The sequence below is a fragment of the Streptomyces curacoi genome, assembly GCF_001513975.1.
GTDB lineage: Bacteria > Actinomycetota > Actinomycetes > Streptomycetales > Streptomycetaceae > Streptomyces > Streptomyces curacoi.
In genome coordinates this window covers 139,087-159,959 of the sequence record NZ_KQ947984.1, presented here as the reverse complement: position 1 = coordinate 159,959, position 20,873 = coordinate 139,087, and the positions used below count along the sequence as shown (strand labels likewise).

Annotated in this window: 18 protein-coding genes and 1 pseudogene; 11 read left to right on the top strand and 8 right to left on the bottom strand. The window is 70.4% G+C overall.

Going from position 1 to position 20,873, the window contains the following annotated elements:
* Positions 1–35: 35 nt before the first annotated feature.
* The 4 genes and pseudogenes from AQI70_RS00715 to AQI70_RS36905 all read left to right on the top strand — a co-directional run.
* The gene (locus AQI70_RS00715) at positions 36–1,490 is read left to right on the top strand and encodes an alkaline phosphatase PhoX (protein WP_062142544.1); all 1,455 of its coding nucleotides are present in this window, start codon (positions 36–38) and stop codon (positions 1,488–1,490) included.
* 108 nt (positions 1,491–1,598) lie between these two features.
* On the top strand, positions 1,599–2,849 hold the full coding sequence (locus tag AQI70_RS40740; RefSeq protein WP_079051093.1) for an LAGLIDADG family homing endonuclease: 1,251 nt from the start codon (positions 1,599–1,601) through the stop codon (positions 2,847–2,849).
* A 191-nt stretch (positions 2,850–3,040) separates the two neighbouring features.
* A complete protein-coding gene (locus AQI70_RS00710; RefSeq protein WP_079051092.1) occupies positions 3,041–4,078 on the top strand; it encodes a LacI family DNA-binding transcriptional regulator in 1,038 nt (345 codons plus the stop codon).
* A 4-nt stretch (positions 4,079–4,082) separates the two neighbouring features.
* A pseudogene (locus AQI70_RS36905) lies at positions 4,083–4,283 on the top strand (ABC transporter permease subunit); the annotation flags it as partial.
* Positions 4,284–4,370: 87 nt separating this feature from the next.
* Here the strand turns inward: AQI70_RS36905 and AQI70_RS00705 are convergent.
* From AQI70_RS00705 to AQI70_RS00675, 7 genes are all read right to left on the bottom strand, one after another.
* Positions 4,371–5,606: a TerD family protein gene (locus AQI70_RS00705; RefSeq protein WP_208607287.1), complete on the bottom strand. Its 1,236-nt coding sequence runs from the start codon at positions 5,604–5,606 to the stop codon at positions 4,371–4,373.
* 199 nt (positions 5,607–5,805) lie between these two features.
* On the bottom strand, positions 5,806–6,795 hold the full coding sequence (locus AQI70_RS00700; RefSeq protein ID WP_062142538.1) for a zinc-dependent alcohol dehydrogenase family protein: 990 nt from the start codon (positions 6,793–6,795) through the stop codon (positions 5,806–5,808).
* A complete protein-coding gene (locus AQI70_RS00695; protein WP_062142535.1) occupies positions 6,792–7,661 on the bottom strand; it encodes a carbohydrate ABC transporter permease in 870 nt (289 codons plus the stop codon). The genes AQI70_RS00700 and AQI70_RS00695 overlap by 4 nt, the downstream gene beginning before the upstream one ends.
* Positions 7,661–8,608 (bottom strand): carbohydrate ABC transporter permease, encoded by a 948-nt coding sequence (locus AQI70_RS00690; protein ID WP_062142532.1) that lies wholly within the window; start codon positions 8,606–8,608, stop codon positions 7,661–7,663. Before AQI70_RS00690 ends, AQI70_RS00695 begins: the two co-directional genes overlap by 1 nt.
* Positions 8,608–9,969, bottom strand: a complete 1,362-nt coding sequence (locus tag AQI70_RS00685; RefSeq protein ID WP_062142529.1) for an ABC transporter substrate-binding protein — start codon at positions 9,967–9,969, stop codon at positions 8,608–8,610. The genes AQI70_RS00690 and AQI70_RS00685 overlap by 1 nt, the downstream gene beginning before the upstream one ends.
* Positions 9,970–10,091: 122 nt before the next feature.
* Positions 10,092–10,874 (bottom strand): DeoR/GlpR family DNA-binding transcription regulator, encoded by a 783-nt coding sequence (locus tag AQI70_RS00680; protein ID WP_037889887.1) that lies wholly within the window; start codon positions 10,872–10,874, stop codon positions 10,092–10,094.
* A gap of 313 nt (positions 10,875–11,187) precedes the next feature.
* Positions 11,188–12,012 carry an NAD-dependent epimerase/dehydratase family protein gene (locus AQI70_RS00675; protein ID WP_062142526.1) on the bottom strand — a complete coding sequence of 275 codons (825 nt, stop codon included), beginning with the start codon at positions 12,010–12,012 and terminating at the stop codon, positions 11,188–11,190.
* A 236-nt stretch (positions 12,013–12,248) separates the two neighbouring features.
* Here AQI70_RS00675 and AQI70_RS00670 point away from each other — a divergent pair, with 236 nt between their 5' ends.
* Together AQI70_RS00670 and AQI70_RS00665 are read left to right on the top strand one after the other, a co-directional pair.
* A complete protein-coding gene (locus AQI70_RS00670) occupies positions 12,249–13,202 on the top strand; it encodes a 5-dehydro-4-deoxyglucarate dehydratase (RefSeq protein ID WP_062142523.1) in 954 nt (317 codons plus the stop codon).
* Positions 13,199–14,362, top strand: coding sequence for a hypothetical protein (locus AQI70_RS00665; RefSeq protein WP_062142520.1), 1,164 nt, complete (start codon positions 13,199–13,201; stop codon positions 14,360–14,362). Before AQI70_RS00670 ends, AQI70_RS00665 begins: the two co-directional genes overlap by 4 nt.
* Here the strand turns inward: AQI70_RS00665 and AQI70_RS00660 are convergent.
* Entirely contained in the window at positions 14,299–15,537 is a 1,239-nt protein-coding gene (locus AQI70_RS00660; protein WP_062142517.1) for an MFS transporter, read from the bottom strand. The genes AQI70_RS00665 and AQI70_RS00660 overlap by 64 nt on opposite strands.
* Positions 15,538–15,821: 284 nt before the next feature.
* Here AQI70_RS00660 and AQI70_RS00655 point away from each other — a divergent pair, with 284 nt between their 5' ends.
* From AQI70_RS00655 to araD, 5 genes are all read left to right on the top strand, one after another.
* Complete coding sequence (locus AQI70_RS00655; RefSeq protein WP_062142515.1) at positions 15,822–16,241, top strand: VOC family protein; 420 nt, start codon at positions 15,822–15,824, stop codon at positions 16,239–16,241.
* A 118-nt stretch (positions 16,242–16,359) separates the two neighbouring features.
* Positions 16,360–16,947, top strand: coding sequence for a TIGR03086 family metal-binding protein (locus tag AQI70_RS00650; RefSeq protein ID WP_062144870.1), 588 nt, complete (start codon positions 16,360–16,362; stop codon positions 16,945–16,947).
* A 521-nt stretch (positions 16,948–17,468) separates the two neighbouring features.
* A complete protein-coding gene (locus AQI70_RS00645) occupies positions 17,469–18,137 on the top strand; it encodes a GntR family transcriptional regulator (protein WP_062142513.1) in 669 nt (222 codons plus the stop codon).
* Entirely contained in the window at positions 18,134–19,042 is a 909-nt protein-coding gene (locus tag AQI70_RS00640) for a dihydrodipicolinate synthase family protein (protein ID WP_062142510.1), read from the top strand. Before AQI70_RS00645 ends, AQI70_RS00640 begins: the two co-directional genes overlap by 4 nt.
* Positions 19,039–20,769, top strand: coding sequence for an L-arabinonate dehydratase (araD, locus tag AQI70_RS00635; RefSeq protein ID WP_062142508.1), 1,731 nt, complete (start codon positions 19,039–19,041; stop codon positions 20,767–20,769). Before AQI70_RS00640 ends, araD begins: the two co-directional genes overlap by 4 nt.
* Positions 20,770–20,873: the final 104 nt, after the last annotated feature.

Genomic DNA, 20,873 nt, shown 5'->3' with positions numbered 1-20,873 from the left:
CCCTCCACGGCGCACCCACTGTCACAGGAGACACCATGTCGCTCACCCGCAGGGACTTCGCCAGAAACTCCGCGATCACCGGGGCCGGTGTCGCGCTGGCGGGCAGTGCCGGCGTGCTCGGCACCGCGCCGAACGCGCTCGCGTCCACAGAGGCCGAGACCGCGAGCGAGGAGTCCGCGGACGCCTACGGTGGCGGCGTCGGCTACGGACCCCTGATCCCCGACCCCAAGGGCATCCTCGCGCTGCCAGCCGGGTTCAGATACCGCGTCATCACCCACAGCGGCACAACCAAGCTGGAGTCGGGCGAGTTCACCCCCTCCAACCACGACGGCACGGCCGCCTTCGACGGCCCGCGCGGCACCACCCTCCTCGTCAACAACCACGAGCTGAAGGGGCCACGCGCCAACTGGAAGCACCCGGTCCCGCTCATCGAGGGGCTGGTCTACGACCCGGCCGCATCCGGCGGCTGCACGGTCGTCGAGGTGCGCCCCGACGGCCGGGTCGCCGAGTGGGTCGGCATCGCCGGCACCTCCACCAACTGCGCGGGCGGCCGCACCCCCTGGGGCACCTGGCTCACCTGCGAGGAGAACTCCGACAAGGCCGGCACCAACGGCATGACCAAGGACCACGGCTACGTCTTCGAGGTCGACCCCGTCGACCGGCGCGCCAACCGCGACCCCAAGCCGCTGAAGTTCTTCGGCCGCTACGACCACGAGGCCGTCGTCATCGACCCCAAGCGCGGCCACGCCTACCTCACCGAGGACGCGGCCTCGCCCAACGGCCTGTTCTTCCGCTGGACCCCGCCGAAGGGCTTCGAGCACGGCCGCGGCAAATTCCGCACCCTCGCCGACGACGCGGGCGTCCTGCAGGCCCCCAAGTGCTTCGACTCCGGCGGCAAGTTCGTCGACGACCTCTCCCGCGCCACGAAGATCGGCACCGTCTACGGCGTCGACTGGGTGGACGTCCCCGACCGCGACGCCAGGACCGTCGCCGTGCGCAGGCAGTTCGGCGCCGGTGAGGTCACCCGCGCCCGCAAGCTGGAGGGCATGTGGTGGGGCGACGGCGGCGCGTACCTCGTCTCCTCCTACGCCCGTGAGGAGAGCCCCGGCGCCGCGCACGACGGCCAGGTCTGGTTCTACGACCCCAAGCGCCGAACCCTGACGCTCAAGGTCCTGCTCGGCGTCAACCCCGACCCCTCCGTCGACGGCGCCTTCGACGGGCCCGACAACATCACCGTCTCCCCGTACGGCGGCATCATCCTCGCCGAGGACGGCGAGGGCGTCTCGCACCTCTTCGGCGCGACGGACAGCGGCCGTACGTACCCCATCGCCCGCAACGACCTCAACGTCGGCACCGAAGACGAGCCCGAATACAGCGAGTTCGCCGGAGTCACCTTCTCTCCCGACGGCAGGACCCTCTACGCCTGCATCCAGGACCCGGGCATCATGTTTGCCATCACCGGGCCATGGAAGCGGCAGCGGCGATCATAGATCCGGATACTCCGATCGGGTGACATTGATCGGTTTACCTGAGTGCCTCGCTGCATCGGAATAGCGTTCATTCATCGAAACACTTTCCGAACGAGGCGCGGAGAATCCATGGGCGTGGAACCACGGGGAGGGTTTTCCGAGGGCTCGCGAGTGTGGCTTCCAGATGGCTCGGTGCGGGCCATTGAGGAAGTCGTTGCGAGACGCCTCCCCGTGCTTTCGTACAGCAAGGAGTGGGACACCAGACCTGTTAGATACGGGGCCAACCAAGGTCCGCGGGACCATTCGGTTGGCGAACTTGTCTCATCCGTCCCCCGCGCTTGGTCCGGCGGAAGCCCAGGTGAGGTGCACAGCATCAAATTCGTTTCCGGCCGCATCATTGAGGCGGGGGCTGACCAGGGTTGGGTGACGCAGCGACGGACAGGCCGCCAGTCATGGGAATGGAAGAGGACCGACTCTCTGGTCCCTGGCGATCGGATACCGTTCCCGCTTGTGGCCGCATGTTTCGGAACAGAAGGGAGCGCTCGCGAAGGGTACTTCGTGGGCGCGATGCTTGGTGACGGCGGAACGACGTCCTGCACCCCAGAGTTCCATGGTGACCCCCATGATGGCGCAGTGCAGTTCATGCGAGACTTTGCTGCGGAGCACGGATGCGGGGTCCGTGAGATTCCGAGGGGAACCATCGTGCGTCTGCGCTTCCCATACCGAGTGGGGCATCGCAATCCGCTTACCGAATGCCTTCGACGATACGGTGTGTGGGGGCAGCGGTGTGACAGGAAGTCGTTACCAGATACAGAACTCAGCAGCGAGTTCTGGCTTGGATGTCTCTCTGGACTAGTTGATACTGATGGCTGCGTCCGGGAGAGGATCAATCCACGCGGGACAGTACATGGCTCCATGGAGTTCGCCACCGTATCGCCGTTGCTGGCGGCGCAAGTCTCCGATGTCCTTCTGCGCTTTGGCGTTGCCAATCGGGTTCGTGAAATTTACCGTCAGCAGAAGGGGGAGCGCTCCATCAATGGCTATGTTGTCGCGAGTCGGCGACCGATCCACATTGTGGAGGTTTCGCGGGCCACCGCCTTGGTGCATCTTGCTGGACTTCTGAACCTGCGTATCGGATACAAAGCAGCCAGGCTGGGTAAGGTGGCTCACGCGGTTGGACACGTGGTCCCGGCGCGCAGTGAGATGCATGGCTACGACGAGTCCGTGGCGCTGGACCGGGTGAGGAGCATCGCACCGGTTGGAACGAGGCGCGTGTACGGAGTCACGGTGAATCCGTCTGGCATTTTGTCGTCAATGGTCTTGTGGCGGGAGCTACATAGCAGATCAGTGGCACGCTCACTGCCTGTATCGGGCCGATGATGATCGGCTAAGCGCCAGTCCCGCACCTCAGGGTGCGGGACTGGCGCTTGCGGAGATGAACTAGGGTCGGATCATGTCAGCATTGCAACACATATTTGCTTTGACACCGCGTGGTCCACAGGACGTCCCAGGCCCGCCCGCGCGCCACCGGGCCCTGCCGCGGCGCCTACCTGGCCGGATACAGTGCACGCGTGTGGGCGGACGATCAGCAGCGGGAGCCGGGTGTCGAACGGTCTGACGGCACCCGCCGCCGAGCCACGATCCATGACGTCGCACGACTGGCCGGGGTGTCCCGCCAGACGGTCTCCCGCGCGGTCAACGACAAGGGCGAGATCGACCCGGCCACGAAGGAACGCGTGCTGGAGGCGGCGCGGCTGCTGGACTACCGGCCGAGCCGTTTCGCGCGCGGGCTGGTGCGGAAGGGGACCGTGACGGCGGGCCTGGTGATCCCGGACCTGATGAACCCCTTCTTCCCCGAGGTGGCCGCCGGGGTGCTGGAGGCGGCCGAGCAGCGGGGCTGGCAGGTCGTGATGTGGGACTCCCGCATCGACGAGGACAGGGAGCGTGAGGCGCTCGATGTGCTCTCCCACCAGACCGATGCGGTCGTGGGCTACTTCAAGAGCTCCGACGACGTGCTCGCCCGGCACCTCGGCGGCGTACCGGTGGTGCTGCTGGAGCGCGGCCCGCAGCAGACCCGTTTCGCGGCCGTGGGGATCGACGCCGCCGCCGGTCTGGAACAGGGCATGGCCCACCTGGTGGGCGCGGGGCACCGCAGGATCGGCATGCTGGACGGGGTGCACGGCCCAGGCCCGCGCCGGCAGGCCTTCCTGGAGCAGGCCCGGCGGCACGGCCTGCCCGTCGACGACGGCTGGATCGTGCTGTGCGACGAGCACAGCGTGGCCGGGGGCGAGGCGGGCATGGCGCGACTGCTCGACGCACGGCCCGAGATCACCGCGGTGTTCGGCTTCAACGACCTCATCGCCGTCGGCGCGATGCGCGCAGCCCGGCGCCGCGGCCGGCGGGTACCGGACGACCTGGCCGTTCTCGGCTTCGACGGACTGTCGCTGGGCGAGCTGGTGGAGCCCGGCCTGACCACCCTGCACATCGACAAGCGGCGGCTCGGGCGGCTGGCCGTGGAGCAGGTGGCCCGGCTGCGGGCGGGTGAGGAACCGATGAGCGGCCCGGACGCATGGGTCATCCCCGAGCTGGTGGTGCGGGGCTCCGCCTGATCCTTCCCTGAAGGCACTGATCATCCCCGGCGCGGCCAACGCCTTCGGCATCTTCTGGATGGGCCAGTACGCCCAGAACTCGCTGCCGGACGAGCTGTTGGACGCGGGGCGGATCGACGGCGCCGGCTTCTTCCGCCTCTACTGGACGGTCGTCCTGCCGCTGTTCCGGCCGGCCCTCGCCTTCCTCGGCATCTTCACGTTCATGTGACGGGACGGCGGCCCCGTCTGCGGACGTGCCGGGCGCCCCTGCGGGGCGGGGCGCCCTGTACGTCGTACGGCCGGTCTGTGGCGACTACAGCGCCTGTGCCGCCGGCTTTACCATGTTCCGTACGGTGCGGGCCTTCACGAAGTCGCCCATGGCCGTCATCTCCCACTCACCGGAGAACTGGCGGATGAGCTTGGCCATCATCACGCCGGTCTGGGGTTCGGCGTTGGTGAGGTCGAAGCGGACGAGTTCCTCGCCGGTCGTGGCGTCCATGAGCCGGCAGTAGGCCTTGGCGACCTCGGTGAACTTCTGGCCGGAGAAGGAGTTGACGGTGAAGACGAGCCCGGTGACGTCCTGCGGCAGCCGCCCGAGGTCGACGGTGATCACCTCGTCGTCGCCTCCGCCCTCGCCCGTGAGGTTGTCGCCGGAGTGGCGGATCGAGCCGTTCACGATCTGGAGCTTGCCGAAATAGCAGCTGTCGATGTGGTTGCGCTGCGGTCCGTACGCGATGACCGAGGCGTCGAGGTCGATGTCCTTGCCGCGGTACGCCGGTTCCCAGCCGAGGCCCATCTTGACCTGGGAGAGCAGGGGGCGGCCGCCCTTGACCAGGGAGACGGTCTGGTTCTTCTGGAGGTTGACCCGGCCCTTGTCGAGGTTGATCTTTCCGGCGCCGGGCGCGGGAGGCGCGGGCGGGGCCGGGGGAGCGGCGGGGGCCTGGGGCATCGGGGGAGTGGACATGGGCGGGGCCGGCGGGGTGACCGGCGGCTGCATGGCGGGCGCGGGCGGGGTGGCCGGCTGCGGTGGGGCCACGGGGGTGGGGGCCGGGGCCGGTTCCTCGACCGTGACGCCGAAGTCGGTGGCGATGCCGGCCAGGCCGTTGGCGTAGCCCTGGCCGACCGCGCGGGCCTTCCACTGGCCGTTGCGCAGGTAGATCTCGACGATCACCAGCGCCGTCTCGGTGCCGAGCTGCGGGGGCGTGAAGGTGGCCAGGACGCTGTTGTCGTCCGCGTTGCGGATGGTGGCCGTCGGTTCGATGCCCTGGAAGGTCTGGCCGGCGGCGTCCGGGCTGGCGGTGACGACGATCTTCTCGATGCCGGGGGGTACGGCGGCCGTGTCGACCGTGATCGCGTCGGGGCTGGTGCCGCCGCCCGAGCGGTACGTCACGCCGGGGCCGCTCGGCTGGTTGTAGAAGATGAAGTCGTCGTCGGAGCGCACCTTGCCGTCGGCGGTGAGCAGCAGGCCCGATACGTCGAGCCGCACCGGTGCGGCGACGTCCACCGTCACGCGGGCGGCGGAGAGAGGGATGTTCGAGCCGGGGGTCATAGCTGTCATGCCCGGTCAACGAGCGGGGGCGTTTTACCGTTCCCTTACTCAGGGCCCATTTGGCGGAAAGGGGGGACCCCCAGAAGGGGCGGAGCCCCCTTCGACCCCGCCAGGGGGCTCCGCCCCCTGGACAGCCGGGCCTTTGCCCCCCACCACCCGACTCGGTCGGCCAAGAGGCTGGACTCGCAGAGCGAGATGCTTACGGCACCACCACGATCTTGCGGCCCACCCCCGACGCGAACTGATCCAGCGCCTCCGGGTAGCGCTCCAGCGGGATGCGGTCGCTGATGAAGACCTCGGGGTTCAGGACCCCGTTCGCGAACAGCTCCGCCGCTCGCTCGAAGCTGTGCAGGACCGCCATGGAGCCCGTGATGGTGATCTCCTGGTTGTAGATGCGGTACGGGTCGATCGTCACCCGCGTCGCATAGTCCGCCACCCCGAACTGCAGGAAGGTGCCCGCCTTGGCCACCCGGTCCAGCCCGTCCTGGATCGCCGCCGCGTTGCCCGTCGCGTCCACCACCAGGTCCCAGCCCTGCGGCCGGTCCAGTTCGTCGGGGCTGGCCGCCGACGCCGAGACGCCGAGGCGGCGGGCCGTCTCCAGGCGCTGCGGGTTCACGTCCACCACGTCCACGCTCGCCGCGCCCGTCCGCTTGGCGAGCTCCAGCATCATCAGGCCCATCGTTCCGGAGCCGTAGATGAGGACGTGGGCGCCGAGGCGGGACTGCAGGACGTCGTAGCCGCGGACGGCGCACGACAGGGGCTCGACGAGGGCCGCGTCCTGGGTGCGGACATGCTCGGGGAGCTTGACGCAGTTCGCCACCGGCGCCACCGCGAACTGCGCCGCGCCGCCGGCCGTCGTCACGCCGATCGCCGCCCACCGCTCGCACAGGTTGTTGTGGCCGGTACGGCAGTAGCGGCACTCGTAGCAGTACAGGGACGGGTCCACCGCTACCCGGTCGCCCACCGACAGTTCCGTGACCTGGGAGCCGACCCCGACCACCTCGCCCGCGAACTCGTGCCCGGGCACGATCGGCAGCTTCGGGGCGAACTCGCCCTGGAGGATGTGCAGATCGGTGCCGCACAGGCCGCACGCCGCGACCTCGACGACGACCTCGCGCGGGCCCGGCGCGGGATCCGGAACCTCCGCGACCACGGCCTTGCCCACGGACTCGATGACGGCGGCCTTCATTTCACGGCTCCCAACGACAGGCCCTGGACCAGCTTGTCCTGGGCGGCGAACCCCGCGGCGAGCACCGGCAGGGAGATGACGAGCGACGCGGCGCACACCTTGGCCAGGAACAGGCCCTGGCTGGTGATGAAGCCGGTCAGGAAGACGGGGGCCGTCTCGGCCACCACGCCGGTCAGCACACGAGCGAACAGCAGCTCGTTCCAGCTGAAGATGAAGCAGATCAGGGATGTTGCGGCGATGCCGGGCAGGGCGATGGGGGCCACTACCCGTCCCAGGATCGTCGGCAGGCGCGCGCCGTCGATCTGTGCCGCCTCGATGATCGCGACGGGCACCTCGGCGAGGAAGGACTGCATCATCCAGACCGCGATCGGCAGGTTCATGGCCGTGTAGAGGATGACCAGCGCCCAGATGTTGTCGAGCAGGCCGGCGTTCTTCGCGAACAGGTAGATCGGCAGCAGGCCCGCCACCAGCGGAAGCATCTTGGTGGAGAGGAAGAAGAACAGGACGTCGGTCCATTTCTTCACCGGGCGGATCGACAGTGCGTAGGCGGCGGGTAGTGCCAGGAGCAGCGTCAGCAGTGTGGAGGCCACCGACGCCGTCGCCGAGTTGATCAGGGAGGGCCAGGGGCTGGCGCCGCCGCCCGCGCCGAAGAACTCGCGGTAGCTGTCCAGGGTGAGGGAGGCGGCGAGGGAGGGCGGGTTGGTCGCGGCGTCCGCCTCGGAGTGGAAGGACGTCAGGGCCATCCAGAGGATGGGGAGTACGAAGAGGATGCCGGCCAGCCAGGCCGCGATGCCCAGGGCGGCGCCCTGGAACCGGCCGCGGGGGTGGGGCCGTCGCGGGGCTGCGGTGGTGAGCGTGGCGGTCATCAGCGGGACACCTCCGCGCGGAACAGGGACGACACGACGCGCAGGGCGAAGGTCGCGAGGATGATCGAGCCGATGACGACGATGACGCCGGCCGCCGAGGCGAGGCCGTTCTCGTGCGCCTGGTAGAAGGTCTGGTAGATGGTGTACGGCAGGTTCGCGGTGCCCAGGCCGCCGGAGGTGATGGTGTACACCGCGTCGAAGTTCTGCACGATGTAGATCGAGCCGAGCAGCACGCTCAGTTCGATGTAGCGGCGGATGTGCGGCAGCGTCATGTGGACGAACACCTGCCAGTCGTTGGCGCCGTCCACCCGGGCCGCCTCGATGAGCTGCGGGTCGCGGCTCTGGAGTCCGGCGAGCAGGATCAGCGTCATGAACGGCGTCCACTGCCAGATCAGGGACGCTTCGACTGCCATCAGCGGCATCTCGGAGATCCAGTCCGGCTGGGCCGCCCCGTCGCCTCCGATCCAGTGCAGGATGCCGTTGAACAGGCCGTATTCGGGGTTGAACAGCACGTGCTTCCACAGCAGCGCCGCCGCGATCGGCACCAGTAGGAACGGGGCGATGAGCATCGTGCGTACGGCGGCCCGGCCGCGGAACCTCCGGTCCAGCAGGAGCGCCAGCAGCAGGCCGAGTACGAGGCTGACGAGTACGACGGTGGCGGTCAGCAGGACCGTCGTCCACACCGACCTGCGCAGGTCGGGTGTGCTCAGCACTTCGGCGTAGTTGGCGAAGCCGGCGAAGTGGCGGTCGTCGGGGTAGAGGGCGTTCCAGTCGAAGAACGAGATGACCAGGGTGGCCACGAAGGGCAGCTGCGTCACGACGATCATGAAGATCAGCGCGGGCAGCAGCGGGGCCCGGGTGGCCCAGGCGCGCATACGGTTCGGCCGCCGGGCCGCCGGCCGCGGGGAGGCGGCGGCGACCCGGGTGGGGGGAGTCGTCACGGTCATCACTGGTACTTCTTTCCGACGGCCTCGGCGAGCTTCTGCGCCTTGCTCAGCGCGCTGTCCACCGACTGGCGGCCGGCGATCGCGGCGCTGATCTCCTGGGAGACCTTGGTGCCGAGGTCGGTGAACTCGGGGATGCCGACGAACTGGATGCCGGGCGCGGGCCGGGGCTGCACGCCCGGGTCCTCCGGCTTGGCGTTCGCGATGGCGTCCCGGGTGACGTCGGCGAAGGCGGCCGCGTCCTTGCGGTACTCCGGGATGTCGTACGTCGACGTCCGCTTGCCCGCCGGCACGTTGGCCCAGCCGATCTTCTCGCCGACGAGCTTCTCGTAGTCCTTGCCGGAGGCCCAGGAGATGAACTTCCAGGCGTTCTCGGCGTTCTTGGACGCCTTCTGGATGCCCCAGGCCCAGGTGTAGAGCCAGCCGGAGCTGTCGGTCTTCTCGACCGGGGCGGGTACGTAGCCGATCTTGCCCTTGACCGGGGAGCCGGAGGCCTCCAGGGAGCCGGCGCCGGCGGTGGCGTCGTACCACATGGCCGTCTTGCCCTGGGTCATGTTGTTCAGGCACTCGGCGTAGCCGGACTGTGCGGCGCCCGCCTCACCGTGCTTGCGGACCAGGTCGACGTAGAACTGCGTGGCCTGCTTGGACTCCTTGGAGTCCAGCTGTGCGTTCCAGCCCTTGTCGAACCAGGTGCCGCCGAAAGTGTTGATGACCGTGGTCAGCGGTGCCATCACCTCGCCCCAGCCGGGCAGGCCGCGCAGGCAGATGCCCTTCATGTCGGCCTCGGCCGCGTCCACCTTCGCGGCGAGGTCGGCGACCTGCTTCCAGGTGGGCTTGGCGGGCATGGTCAGCCCTTCCTTCTCGAAGACGTCCTTGCGGTACATCAGGAAGGAGGACTCGCCGTAGAAGGGCTCGCCGTAGAGCTTGCCGTCCTCGGCGGTGAGGGCCTGCGTCATCGGCTTGAGGATGTCGCCCTGGTCGAAGGCCTTGTCGCCCTTGACGTAGGAGTCCAGGGAGTGGAGCCAGCCGTTCTTGGCGTAGATCGGGATCTCGTAGTTGCTGAGGGTGGCGACGTCGTACTGGCCCGCCTGGTTGGCGAAGTCCTGGCTGATCTTGTCGCGGACGTCGTTCTCGGGCAGGACGGTGAAGTTCACCTTGATCCCGGTGTCCTTGGTGAAGTTGTCCGCCGTGAGCTTCTGGAGCTCCACCATCTGCGGGTTGTTCACCATCAGGACGTTGATGGACTTACCGTCGGAGGATCCGGACCCGCCGGCGCCCGCGCAGGCGGCGAGCGGGGTGATCAGCGTCCCTACGGCAGCCACGAGGAGGAGAGGGCGTGGCGCGCGTCGGCTCTGGGTTCGCATGGGGTGCTCCTGGACATTTAGGTGCAAAGGGGGCGGTGGTGGGTATGGGGGTGCCCTATGGGGTGGCGTGGGTTGGATTTCTGGATCTCGGAGTCGGGTGGGTGCCGGGGCGGGCCCGGACGTCAGACGCGGATGACCTGTGGCCCGAGCAGTGAGTAGCGGTGGGCCTCGGCCGCGGGGAGCAGGGTGCTCGTCACGATCGCTTCCAGTGCGCCGACCTCGGCGAAGCGGCAGAAGCTGACCGCTCCGAACTTGGTGTGCACCCCGGCGAAGACCGTACGCCGCGCGGACCGGATCGCCTGCGACTTGACCTCGCTGACCGCCGGGTCGGGGGTGGTGAGGCCGTGATCGCGGGAGATGCCGTTGGCGCCGATGAACGCCAGGTCGATGACGAAGCCGGCGAGCATCTTCGTCGTCCAGTGGTCGACGGTCGCCAGCGTGCCGGAGCGCACCCGGCCGCCGAGCAGCAGGACCGAGATGTTCTCGGACTCGGCGAGCGCGCCCGCGACCGGCAGGGACGCGGTGACCACGGTCAGCGGCCGGTCCCTGGGCAGGGCCTCGGCGACGAGCTGCGGGGTGAAGCCCTCGTCGACGAAGACCGTCTCGGCGTCCCCGAGCAGCCCGGCCGCCGCGGCGGCGATCCGGCGCTTCTCGGGCACGTGGCTGGTGGCGCGGAAGGCGAGCGTCGTCTCGAAGCCGGCGCTCTCCACGGGGTAGGCGCCGCCATGGGTGCGGCGGAGCAGGCCGTGGTCCTCCAGGACCCGCAGGTCCCGACGCACGGTCTCCTTGGCCACACCGAGCTCCGAGGCGAGCGCGGTGACATCGACCGAGCCGGTGGCCCGCGCGAGGCGCACGATCTCACGCTGGCGTTCCTCGGCGGTCTTCGCCGTGTTGGCCGTCGTCATCGTCGACACCCGCTTCCGTGCTGTGCTGCGTGACGCGATCGCCTCCGGGGCGGTCGGTCGTCTTGCCCGTTCGGGCCCGGTGGGGCCCATGGGGGAAGTTCTACAGCGGCCATGCGGGTCTGAACAGCTCTGTTGCCGAGTCGATGCTGCCCGTTTGTGCCCGTCCGGCTCGGCGCGTGACCGTCTCGGACCTGGGCGGCCGTAGATCGCGACGTGGGATCGGGCAGCGCGGATGCCCGAATGCGGAAGCGGACGGGCCCGTTCGGTGCCCGTCCGCTCCCCGGACGCTCGTTTTCCGCCGTGCGTGACGGTGTCAGTACGGCCAGATCGGCGGGTCGCTCACGAAGTGGCCGCCCAGGTAGGCGTGCGCGATGTTGTCCGGGTCGAGCTCGCCCTGCTCGGCGATGAGCTTCTCGGCGTACGGCTCGGAGTCGTCCTGCGGCTCGTAGCCGAGGGCGCGGGCGGTGGTGAGGTCCCACCACAGGCGGGTGTTCGCGGAGGAGCCGTAGACGACGGTGTGCCCGACATGCCCGGCGGTCAGGGCCGCGTGGAGGAGGCGGGCGCCGTCGGCGGGACTCATCCACACCGAGAGCATGCGCACGCTGGTCGGCTCGGGGAAGCAGGAGCCGATGCGCACGGACACCGTCTCCAGGCCGTACTTGTCCCAGTAGAACTGCGCGAGATCCTCGCCGAAGGACTTCGACAGGCCGTAGAAGGTGTCCGGGCGGCGCGGGGTGTCGATGGGGATGAGCGCGCTCGGGTCGTGCGGTGCGTCGCCCTGAGGGCGGGGTGTGAAGCCGACCGCGTGGTTGGAGGAGGCGAAGACGATGCGACCCACGCCCTCCTCGCGGGCGGCCTCGTACAGGTTGTAGGTGCCCTCGATGTTCGCCTTGAGGATCTTCTCGAACGGGGCTTCCAGGGAGATGCCCGCGAGGTGGATGATCGCGTCGACGCCCCGCACGGCCTCGCGCACGGCGGCCTTGTCGGCGAGGTCGGCGACGATCGCGTCCGGCTCGCCCTCGATGGGGCGCAGATCGAGCAGCCGCAGCTCGTAGCCGTACGCCGGGAGCAGGTCCCGCATCAGGGTGCCGAGTCCGCCGGCGGCGCCGGTGAGCAGAACGGTGCGGGGTGCGGGCATCGTCGGGTCTCCTTGGCTCGGCTTGGCTCAGCGACCGCATGCGTGGACGGTATTCATAAACGTGGACACGCTAAGGAGCGCCCGTCGATCACGTCAAGTGTCGCGCGGAGTCGGAGAATCCGCTGCTGGGTTGCGTGGTGCCCGCTTGACCGGCCTCGACGGGGCTCCCTAGGGTGGGTGCGTTCAAGAATGTAGACGTGGATCAGAAACGTGAGTGCCTGTTCTAGGGAGAGCCCGTGACGCCAGCCCCTCTCGCCGCACGCCTCAGCATCCCCGGCGGGCCGCTGTTCTTCCCCGTCACCGCCTACGGCCAGGACGGCTCGGTCGATCTCGACACCTACCGCGCCCATGTGCGCCGAGGCGTCGAGGCCGGGGCCGCCGCCGTGTTCGCGTGCTGCGGCACCGGGGAGTTCCACGCGCTCGCCCCCGAGGAGTTCGAGGCGTGTGTGCGGGCGGCAGTCGAGGAGGCGGCGGGGCGGGTGCCGGTCGTCGCGGGCGCCGGGTACGGCACCGCCCTCGCCAAGTGGTACGCGGGGCTCGCCGAGGCGGCCGGGGCGGACGGGCTGCTCGCCATGCCGCCGTATCTCGTCGTCGCCGGGCAGGAGGGCCTGCTGCGGCACTACAAGGAGATCGCCGCGGCGACCGCGCTGCCCGTCATCGTCTACCAGCGCGACAACGCCGTGTTCACCCCGGACACCGTCGTCGAACTCGCCCGCACCGACGGGATCATCGGCCTCAAGGACGGACTCGGCGACCTGGACCTCATGCAGCGGACCGTCAGCGCCGTGCGCACCGAAGTCCCCGGCGACTTCCTCTACTTCAACGGTCTGCCGACCGCCGAACAGACCCAGCTCGCCTACCGCGCCATCGACGTCCCGCTCTACTCCTCCGCCGTCTTCTGCTTCGCCCCGGAGATCGCCCTCGCCTTCTACCGGGCGCTGGAAGCGGGCGACGACACGACCGTCCACCGCCTCCTGGACGGCTTCTACCGCCCGTTCGTCGAACTGCGCGCCCAGGGCCGCGGATACGCCGTCGCCCTGGTCAAGGCGGGCGTACGGCTGCGCGGCCTGGACGTGGGGGAGGTCCGGCCCCCGCTGCACGAGCCGACCGAGGATCATGTCAAGCAGCTCGCGCAGGTGATCGAGCGCGGATACGCGCTGCTGGACAAGGAGCCCGAGGAGGCCAAGTGAAGGCGTCGACATTCGTCTACCCCTGGGACGTCAACGGAGACCCGGACGCGCCCGGGAGGATCGCCGCGCTCGGCGTACCGCAGGTGACGCTCGCCTCCGCCTACCACTCCACCCGCGCCCTCACCCCCCGCCACCCGCGCCACCGCATCGTCACCGCCGAGCACGCCGCCGTGCTGTACCCGGCCGGCGAGCGGTGGCAGGGGCGCGCCCTGCGCCCGTACCCGGCCGGGGACTGGGCACCCGGCGACGCCTTCGGCGAGGCGGCCGCCGCGCTCGCCGACGCCGGCCTGGAGGTGCACACCTGGGTCGTCCTCGCGCACAACTCCCGGCTGGGCGCCGAACACCCGGACACGTCCGTCGTCAACGCCTACGGCGACCGCTACCCCTGGGCCCCGTGCATCGCGCAGCCCGCCACGCGCGCGTACCTCGTCGACCTGGCCGCCGAGGCCGCCGTACGGCCCGGGGCGCACGGCACCGAGCTGGAGTCCCTCGGCTGGTACGGGCTCCAGCACCTGCACGCCCACGACAAGACGGCCGGGGTCCCGCTCGGGGACGCCGGGCAGTATCTGATGGCGCTCTGCTTCTGCCCGACGTGCAAGGAGGGCTACGGCGCCCAGGGTCTGGACGCAGGCGCGCTGGCGGCCGCCGTACGCGGCGCCCTGGAGCCGCTGTGGCAGGGCACGGTCGCCGACGAGGGCTGGGCCGGGGTCGAGAAGCTGCTCGGCGAGTCGACCGCGGCCGCCACGCGCGCGTGGCGTGACGAAACCGCCCGTACGCTCCAGGAGAGCGCGGTCCGGGCGGTCCGTGAGGCCGCCCCCGAGGGCTTCCAGGTGCTGCTCCACGCCGACCCCGTGACCTACCACTGCGGGGCCAATCCCGGCGTCGACCCCGCGCACATCCTGTCCGTCGCGGGCGGCGTGGTCGTGCCGTGCGCGGGCGGGCCCGGACTGCTGACGCCCTTCGCCGAGCAGGGCCGTCGGGGTGCCGTCATCGCCGCCAACTTCGGTGTGGTCTCCGGGATGGGCGGCAGTCCGGGCACGCTGACGGCGGACGCGGCACGCGCGCGTGAGCTGGGGGCCACCGAAATCCGGCTCTATCACGCGGGGTTGGCGTCGGACGGTGACCTGGTGGCGGTGCGGGAGGCGCTCGCCGGGTTCTGAAACAGCGGTACGGCGGTCACCAGCCACGCCAGGCCGATCACCGCCAACACCAGCCGCACATCGAGCAGTTCGACCAGCGCCGCCCCCGCGGCCAGCCCGACGACGTTCGGCGTGAAGACGAGCGAGTTGGCCGTGGCGGCCGTACGGCCGAGCAGCGCGTCCGGTGTCTCGCGCTGTACGGCGGTGAGCGCGGCGATCAGCACACAGGGCAGGCCCGCGCCGATCGCCGCGCTGCAGACGAGGGCCACCGGGTCGGACGGGATCGCGCGCAGGCCCGCCGCGGCGGCCGTCAGGGCGATGCCGTACGCGGCGAAGCGGCGTTCGCCGAGGCGGCGCAGGGCGGGGCCGGAGGCCAGCCCGATCGCCACCGAACCGGCGCCCTGGACGGCGTACAGCACACCGGCGTACGCGGGGGCGCGCCCGAGGCCGTCGATGACGGCGTAGACCATCGCCCCGCTGAGGCCGGCGAACAGCATGGTGGTGCCGCCGGCCAGGACGAGCGGGCGCAGTCCGGGGTGTGTCCACAGGAAGCGGGCGCCCTCGGCGGTCTGCTCCCGCCGGCCGCCGGCCGGCGGCTCGGGCCTGCTCTCGCGGACGCGCAGGCACGCGTACAGGCCGGTCGCGACCACGAACGTGACCGCGTCGAGCAGGGCGACGCTCGCACCGCCGTAGGCCGCGTAGACGCCCGCGCCGGCCAGCGGGGCGAGCAGCTTCATGCCCTCGGTGGCCGTCATGCGCAGCCCGTTGAAGTCGCCGAGCAGGGGCGCGGGGACGGCACCGGCGACGAGGGCGGACTCGGCGGCGTCATGGACGACGCCGGCGGCGCCGTAGACGAACAGGACCGCGAAGAGCAGCCAGAGGCGGTCCGGGGAGTCGACGGTGAAGAGGGTGAGCAAAAGCGCGGCCAGGAGGAGGTTCGTGCCGATCAGCAGCGGTTTGCGGCGGGTGCGGTCGGCGAGCGTGCCGAGGAGCGGGCCGGCCAGGGTGGGCGCCCACATGGCGAGCATGCACAGCGCGGCCAGACCGTCGGAGCCGGTGAGGTCCTTGACCCATACGCCGGATGCCAGCCACAACGCCGACGTGCCGAAACCGGAGACCACTACTCCGGCCAGATAGAGGCCGGCGTCGCGGTCGCGCAGGACACGTGCGAGGGCCCAGGTGGTGGTGGTCGTCATGCCCGGTCATCGTGGTGGTAAGGCGGGGGTGCGCGGATCGGGAAGGTGCCTTAGATGGCGGTGCGTCGAGCATGGTGAACACTGGGCGAACTACCTGTGTGCGGACCTCGTCCGATCGTGACTCGGGCCCGGCTTGTGCCGTAATCTTCAAGCAAAGAGAAGGTAAAGCCGAGAGGGGGCAGTGGTGTTCGAGCTGCGCAAAGAGGCGGAGATGAGACTGCACTCGGAGAAGATGGCCCGGGAACTCGCTCTGAAGAAGCGGCGCGCGGAGGACGGCGAGACTCATGAGGACGCTGCACTTCGGCCTGAGAGTGACCGATCTTGAGCGGTCGCTCGCCTTCTGCAGGGCCGTCGGCTACGAGGTGGTCGGAAGCGCCCCCGACACCCCGCTCGGGCACCTGAGCATGCCCGGACTCCCGGGCGACGAGTTCGTCGGCATCGAACTCGTCCACGATCCCGAAAGGCCGCCCGAGGCCGGGGCCGGGAGCGTCCTCAGCCATGTCGTCATCAAGGTGGAGTCGATGGACGCCACCCTCACCGACCTCGCCTCCCGGGGCGTCGACGCCGAGGCGCCCGTGTCGCCGGACGGCTCGGACGACTTCCTGACGACGTGGCTCACGGATCCGGACGGCAACCGGATCGAACTGGTCCAGTGGCCGGCAGGGCACGCCGACGGCCTCAGCGCGGCCGACTGGCGGGACTGAGGGCCGGTCATCGGCGGCGGGAGGGCCCCGGCGGGAAGTGATCGCCCAGTGGTGCGATGAGTTTCCGGTCCGGGGACGGTCCACCCTCCAGCACACCCGGGACCATGAGGAGCAGCCGATGACCGACACGACCCTCGACCTCGGACCGCAGGCCCGGATCGTGGCCCGCCTCGCGGACGGCGTCACCGACGACCAGCTCGCGGCGCCGACGCCCTGCCCGGACATGGCGGTGCGCAACTTGCTGGGCCACCTGCTCGGCCTGGCGATCGCCTTCCGCGATGCCGGCCGCAAGGACCTCGGGCCCACCACCGACACCAGCCCCGACGCCGCCCTTCCGGACATCGGCCCCGGCTGGCGCGAGGAGCTGCCCAAGGTCCTGGCGGAACTGGCCGACGCCTGGCGCGACCCGGCCGCCTGGACCGGCATGACCCGTGCGGGCGGCGTGGACCTGCCCGGCGCGGTCGCCGGTGCCGTCGCGATCGACGAACTGGTCATCCACGGCTGGGACCTGGCCCGGGCCACCGGTCTGCCGTACGCCCCCGACCCGGCCGCGCTCCAGGCGTCGTACGACTTCCTCCTGGCCGCCGCCGACGACCCCGGCCGGGGCGACATCTTCGGCCCCGTCGTCCCGGTACCGGACGACGCACCACTGCTCGACCGGGCGGTGGGTCTGAGCGGGCGGGATCCGGGGTGGCAGCGGCCGTAGAGAGAACGGGTCCGGGCCGGCAGCGGCACATGCCCTCCCGCCCTGGCCCTCACCCCGGGGCCTTCGCGGAGTTGCAGCGGCACACGGATCCGGCGCGGCCGAGCGCGATCCGGGTCTCGCATCCCTCACTCTGACGCGCCCGTTCCGGTTCCCGAGCGGCATCCTCGCCTTCCGGCCCCTGTGCGACGGCCACACCGCCCGGCACGGCGACCTGCTGTTCACCCCCCGGCGCTCACCGAACTCGCCCGGGACGCCGACCTGTTCCTGTGCGAGGTCGCCATCGACACGCATCGCGAAGGTGAACAGGTGCACGTCGGGGCCCGCGCTCACCCCGGAAACGCTGTGCGTGAAGGGCGCACACGGCATCTCTGAGGCACCCTCAACTTCTTTTGTCAGAAGCATTGACGAAACACAGGCGCGCTCCTACCTTCATCGCGTCGTACTTCGTACGTCATATATGAGACGCGATACGTGAGATCCCATACGCGAGATGCCATCCCGCGAAGATCCGAGAGGCGCGCATGACCTCTGTGCCCACGCCGATCCCCTCCCGCACGCAGTACGTGCTGGAGGAGATCAAACGCCGCATCCTCACCGGGCAGTTGACGCCCGGTCAGGCCCTGGTCGAGACCGAGCTCGCCGCGCAGTTCGGAGTGTCGAAGACCCCGGTGCGGGAGGCGCTCAAGACGCTCGCCGGGACCGGGCTGGTCGTGATGAGCCAGTACAAGGGCGTCACGGTGCGCATGGTGGACGCGGACATGGCGCGCGAGGTCTACGACGTACGGCTGCTGCTGGAGCCCGAGGCCCTGAAGCGGGCCGTACGGCGCGGGGCCTCCCTCGACGCCGCCCGCGACGCGCTGGCCCGCGCCGACGCCGCCACCGACACCGCCGAACGCTCGCTCGCCAACCGGGAGTTCCACCGCGCCCTGTACCTGCCGTGCGGCAACCCGCTGCTGGGCCGGATGCTCGACGAGGTCCGCGACCAGGCCGCCCTCGTCTCCGCCGTCGCCTGGGCCGCCTCGCCCTCCTGGGAGCGGGAGGCCGGCGAGCACCGGGAGATCCTGCGGCTCGCGCTCGAAGGGGACGCCGACGGCGCCGGGCGCGCCCTGCACGCCCACATCGCGTCGTTCGTCGAGCGGGCCTTCCCCGAAGCGGGTGCCGAGGTCCAGGGAGAGGACGGTCAGGCATGACAACGACGTTCGAGACCCAGCGGACGGCCCTGGCCGACGTGGTGGCGATCCCCGTGACCCCCTTCGCCGAGGACGGCACCATCGACCAGGACGCCCACCGGGCCCTGCTGCGTCGTCTCCTCGACGGGGGCATCACCACCCTCACCCCCAACGGCAACACCGGCGAGTTCTACGCCCTCACCCCGGAGGAGCGCCGCCTCGTCACCGAGCTGACCGTCGACGAGGCCGGCGACCGGGCCGTCATCCTCGTCGGGGTGGGCCACGACGTGCCGACCGCCGTCGCCTCCGCCCGGCACGCCCGCGAGCTCGGCGCCCAGATGGTGATGGTCCACCAGCCGGTCCACCCGTACGTCTCGCAGAGCGGCTGGGTCGACTACCACCGCGCCGTCGCGGAGGCCGTTCCCGAGCTCGGAGTCGTCCCGTACATCCGCAACGCCCAGCTCAGCGGTCTGCGCCTCGCCGAACTCGCCGACGTCTGCCCGAACGTCATCGGCGTGAAGTACGCCGTGCCGGACGCCGCCAGGTTCGCCGCCTTCGCCCGGGACGCCGGGCTGGAACGCTTCGTGTGGGTCGCCGGGCTCGCCGAGCCCTACGCCCCCTCGTACTTCTCCGCGGGGGCCACCGGCTTCACCTCCGGCCTGGTGAACGTCGCCCCGGCCGTTTCGCTGAACATGATCGAAGCGCTTCGATCGGGGGACTACCCGGGCGCGATGAAGGTCTGGGAACAGATCCGCCGCTTCGAGGAGCTGCGCGCCGCGAACGGTTCCGCCAACAACGTCACCGTTGTCAAGGAGGCCCTCGCCTCCCTCGGCCTGTGCCGCCGCGACGTCCGCCCGCCCAGCAAGGAACTGCCCGAACCCGCGCGCGCCGAGGTCGCCGCGATAGCAGCGGGGTGGTCGATATGACCGACCGGAAGAGTCCCGAGGAACTCAGAAGCCATCAGTGGTACGGCACCGAGGGCCAGCTGCGCACCTGGTCGCACAACGCCCGCATGCGCCAGCTGGGATACGAGGCGGAGGAGTACCGGGGCCGCCCGGTGATCGCCGTCCTCAACACCTGGTCCGACATCAACCCCTGCCACGTGCACCTGCGCGAGCGTGCCGAGGCGGTCAAGCGGGGGGTGTGGCAGGCCGGGGGCTTCCCGCTAGAGTTCCCGGTCTCCACACTCTCGGAGACCTACCAGAAGCCGACCCCGATGCTCTACCGCAACCTGCTCGCGATGGAGGCGGAGGAGCTGCTGCGGTCGTATCCGATCGACGCGGCGGTGCTGCTCGGCGGCTGCGACAAGTCGACGCCGGCGCTGCTGATGGGCGCGGCCTCGGCCGACGTACCGTCGATCTTCGTGCCCGCGGGGCCGATGCTGCCCGGGCACTGGCGCGGTGAGACCCTCGGGTCCGGCACCGACATGTGGAAGTACTGGGACGAGCACCGCGCGGGCAACCTGACCGACTGCGAACTGCGGGAACTCCAGGGAGGGTTGGCGCGCTCACCCGGTCACTGCATGACCATGGGGACCGCCTCCACGATGACCGCGGCGGCGGAAGCCCTCGGTATGACGCTGCCGGGCGCCTCCTCGATCCCGGCCGTCGACTCCGGGCACGAGCGGATGGCCGCCGCCTCCGGACGCCGCGCCGTGGAGCTCGCCTGGACCGGGCTGAAGCCGTCCCGGATCCTCACCCGCGAGGCCTTCGAGGACGCCGTCACCACGGTGCTCGGGCTCGGCGGCTCCACCAACGCGGTCATCCATCTGATCGCCATGGCGGGCCGCGCGGGCATCAAGCTCACCCTCGACGACTTCGACCGCATCGCCCGCACGGTGCCGGTGCTGGCCAACGTCCGGCCCGGCGGACAGACGTACCTCATGGAGGACTTCTACTTCGCCGGCGGCCTGCCCGCCTTCCTCTCGCGGATCACCGACCTGCTGCACCTGGACCGGCCGACCGTGGGCGGCACCCTGGGCGAGCAGATCGAGGGCGCCGTCGTCCACAACGACGACGTCATCCGCACCCGCGAGAACCCGGTCGCCCGCGAGGGCGGGGTCGCCGTACTGCGCGGCAACCTCTGCCCGGACGGCGCCGTCATCAAGCACATCGCCGCCGAGCGGCACCTGCTCAAGCACACCGGGCCCGCCGTCGTCTTCGACGACTACAAGACGATGCAGCGGACCATCAACGACCCGTCCCTGAACATCACCGCCGACAGTGTGCTGGTCCTGCGCAACGCCGGGCCCAAGGGCGGCCCGGGCATGCCCGAGTACGGCATGCTGCCGATCCCCGACCATCTGCTGAAGCAGGGCGTACGGGACATGGTGCGGATCTCCGACGCCCGGATGAGCGGCACGAGTTACGGCGCGTGCGTGCTGCACGTGGCGCCCGAGTCGTACGTCGGCGGGCCGCTGGCCCTCGTGCGGACCGGGGACCTGATCACCCTGGACGTCGAGGCCCGCGTCCTCCATCTCAACGTGGGCGACGATGAGTTGGAGCGTCGCCGGGCCGACTGGGCCCCACCGCCCACCCGCTACGAACGCGGCTACGGCGCCCTCTACAGCGAACAGATCACCCAGGCGGACACAGGCTGCGACTTCGAGTTCCTGGCCCGCCCGGGCAAGTCCCCAGCCCCCTACGCAGGCTGACAACAACGCCCCAAGGGGCGCGGGGAACTGCGCGATCAACCGCAACGCACCCGCAGCCGCCACACAACGACAAGAGGCACCCCGTATCGCGCGACTAGGGCAGC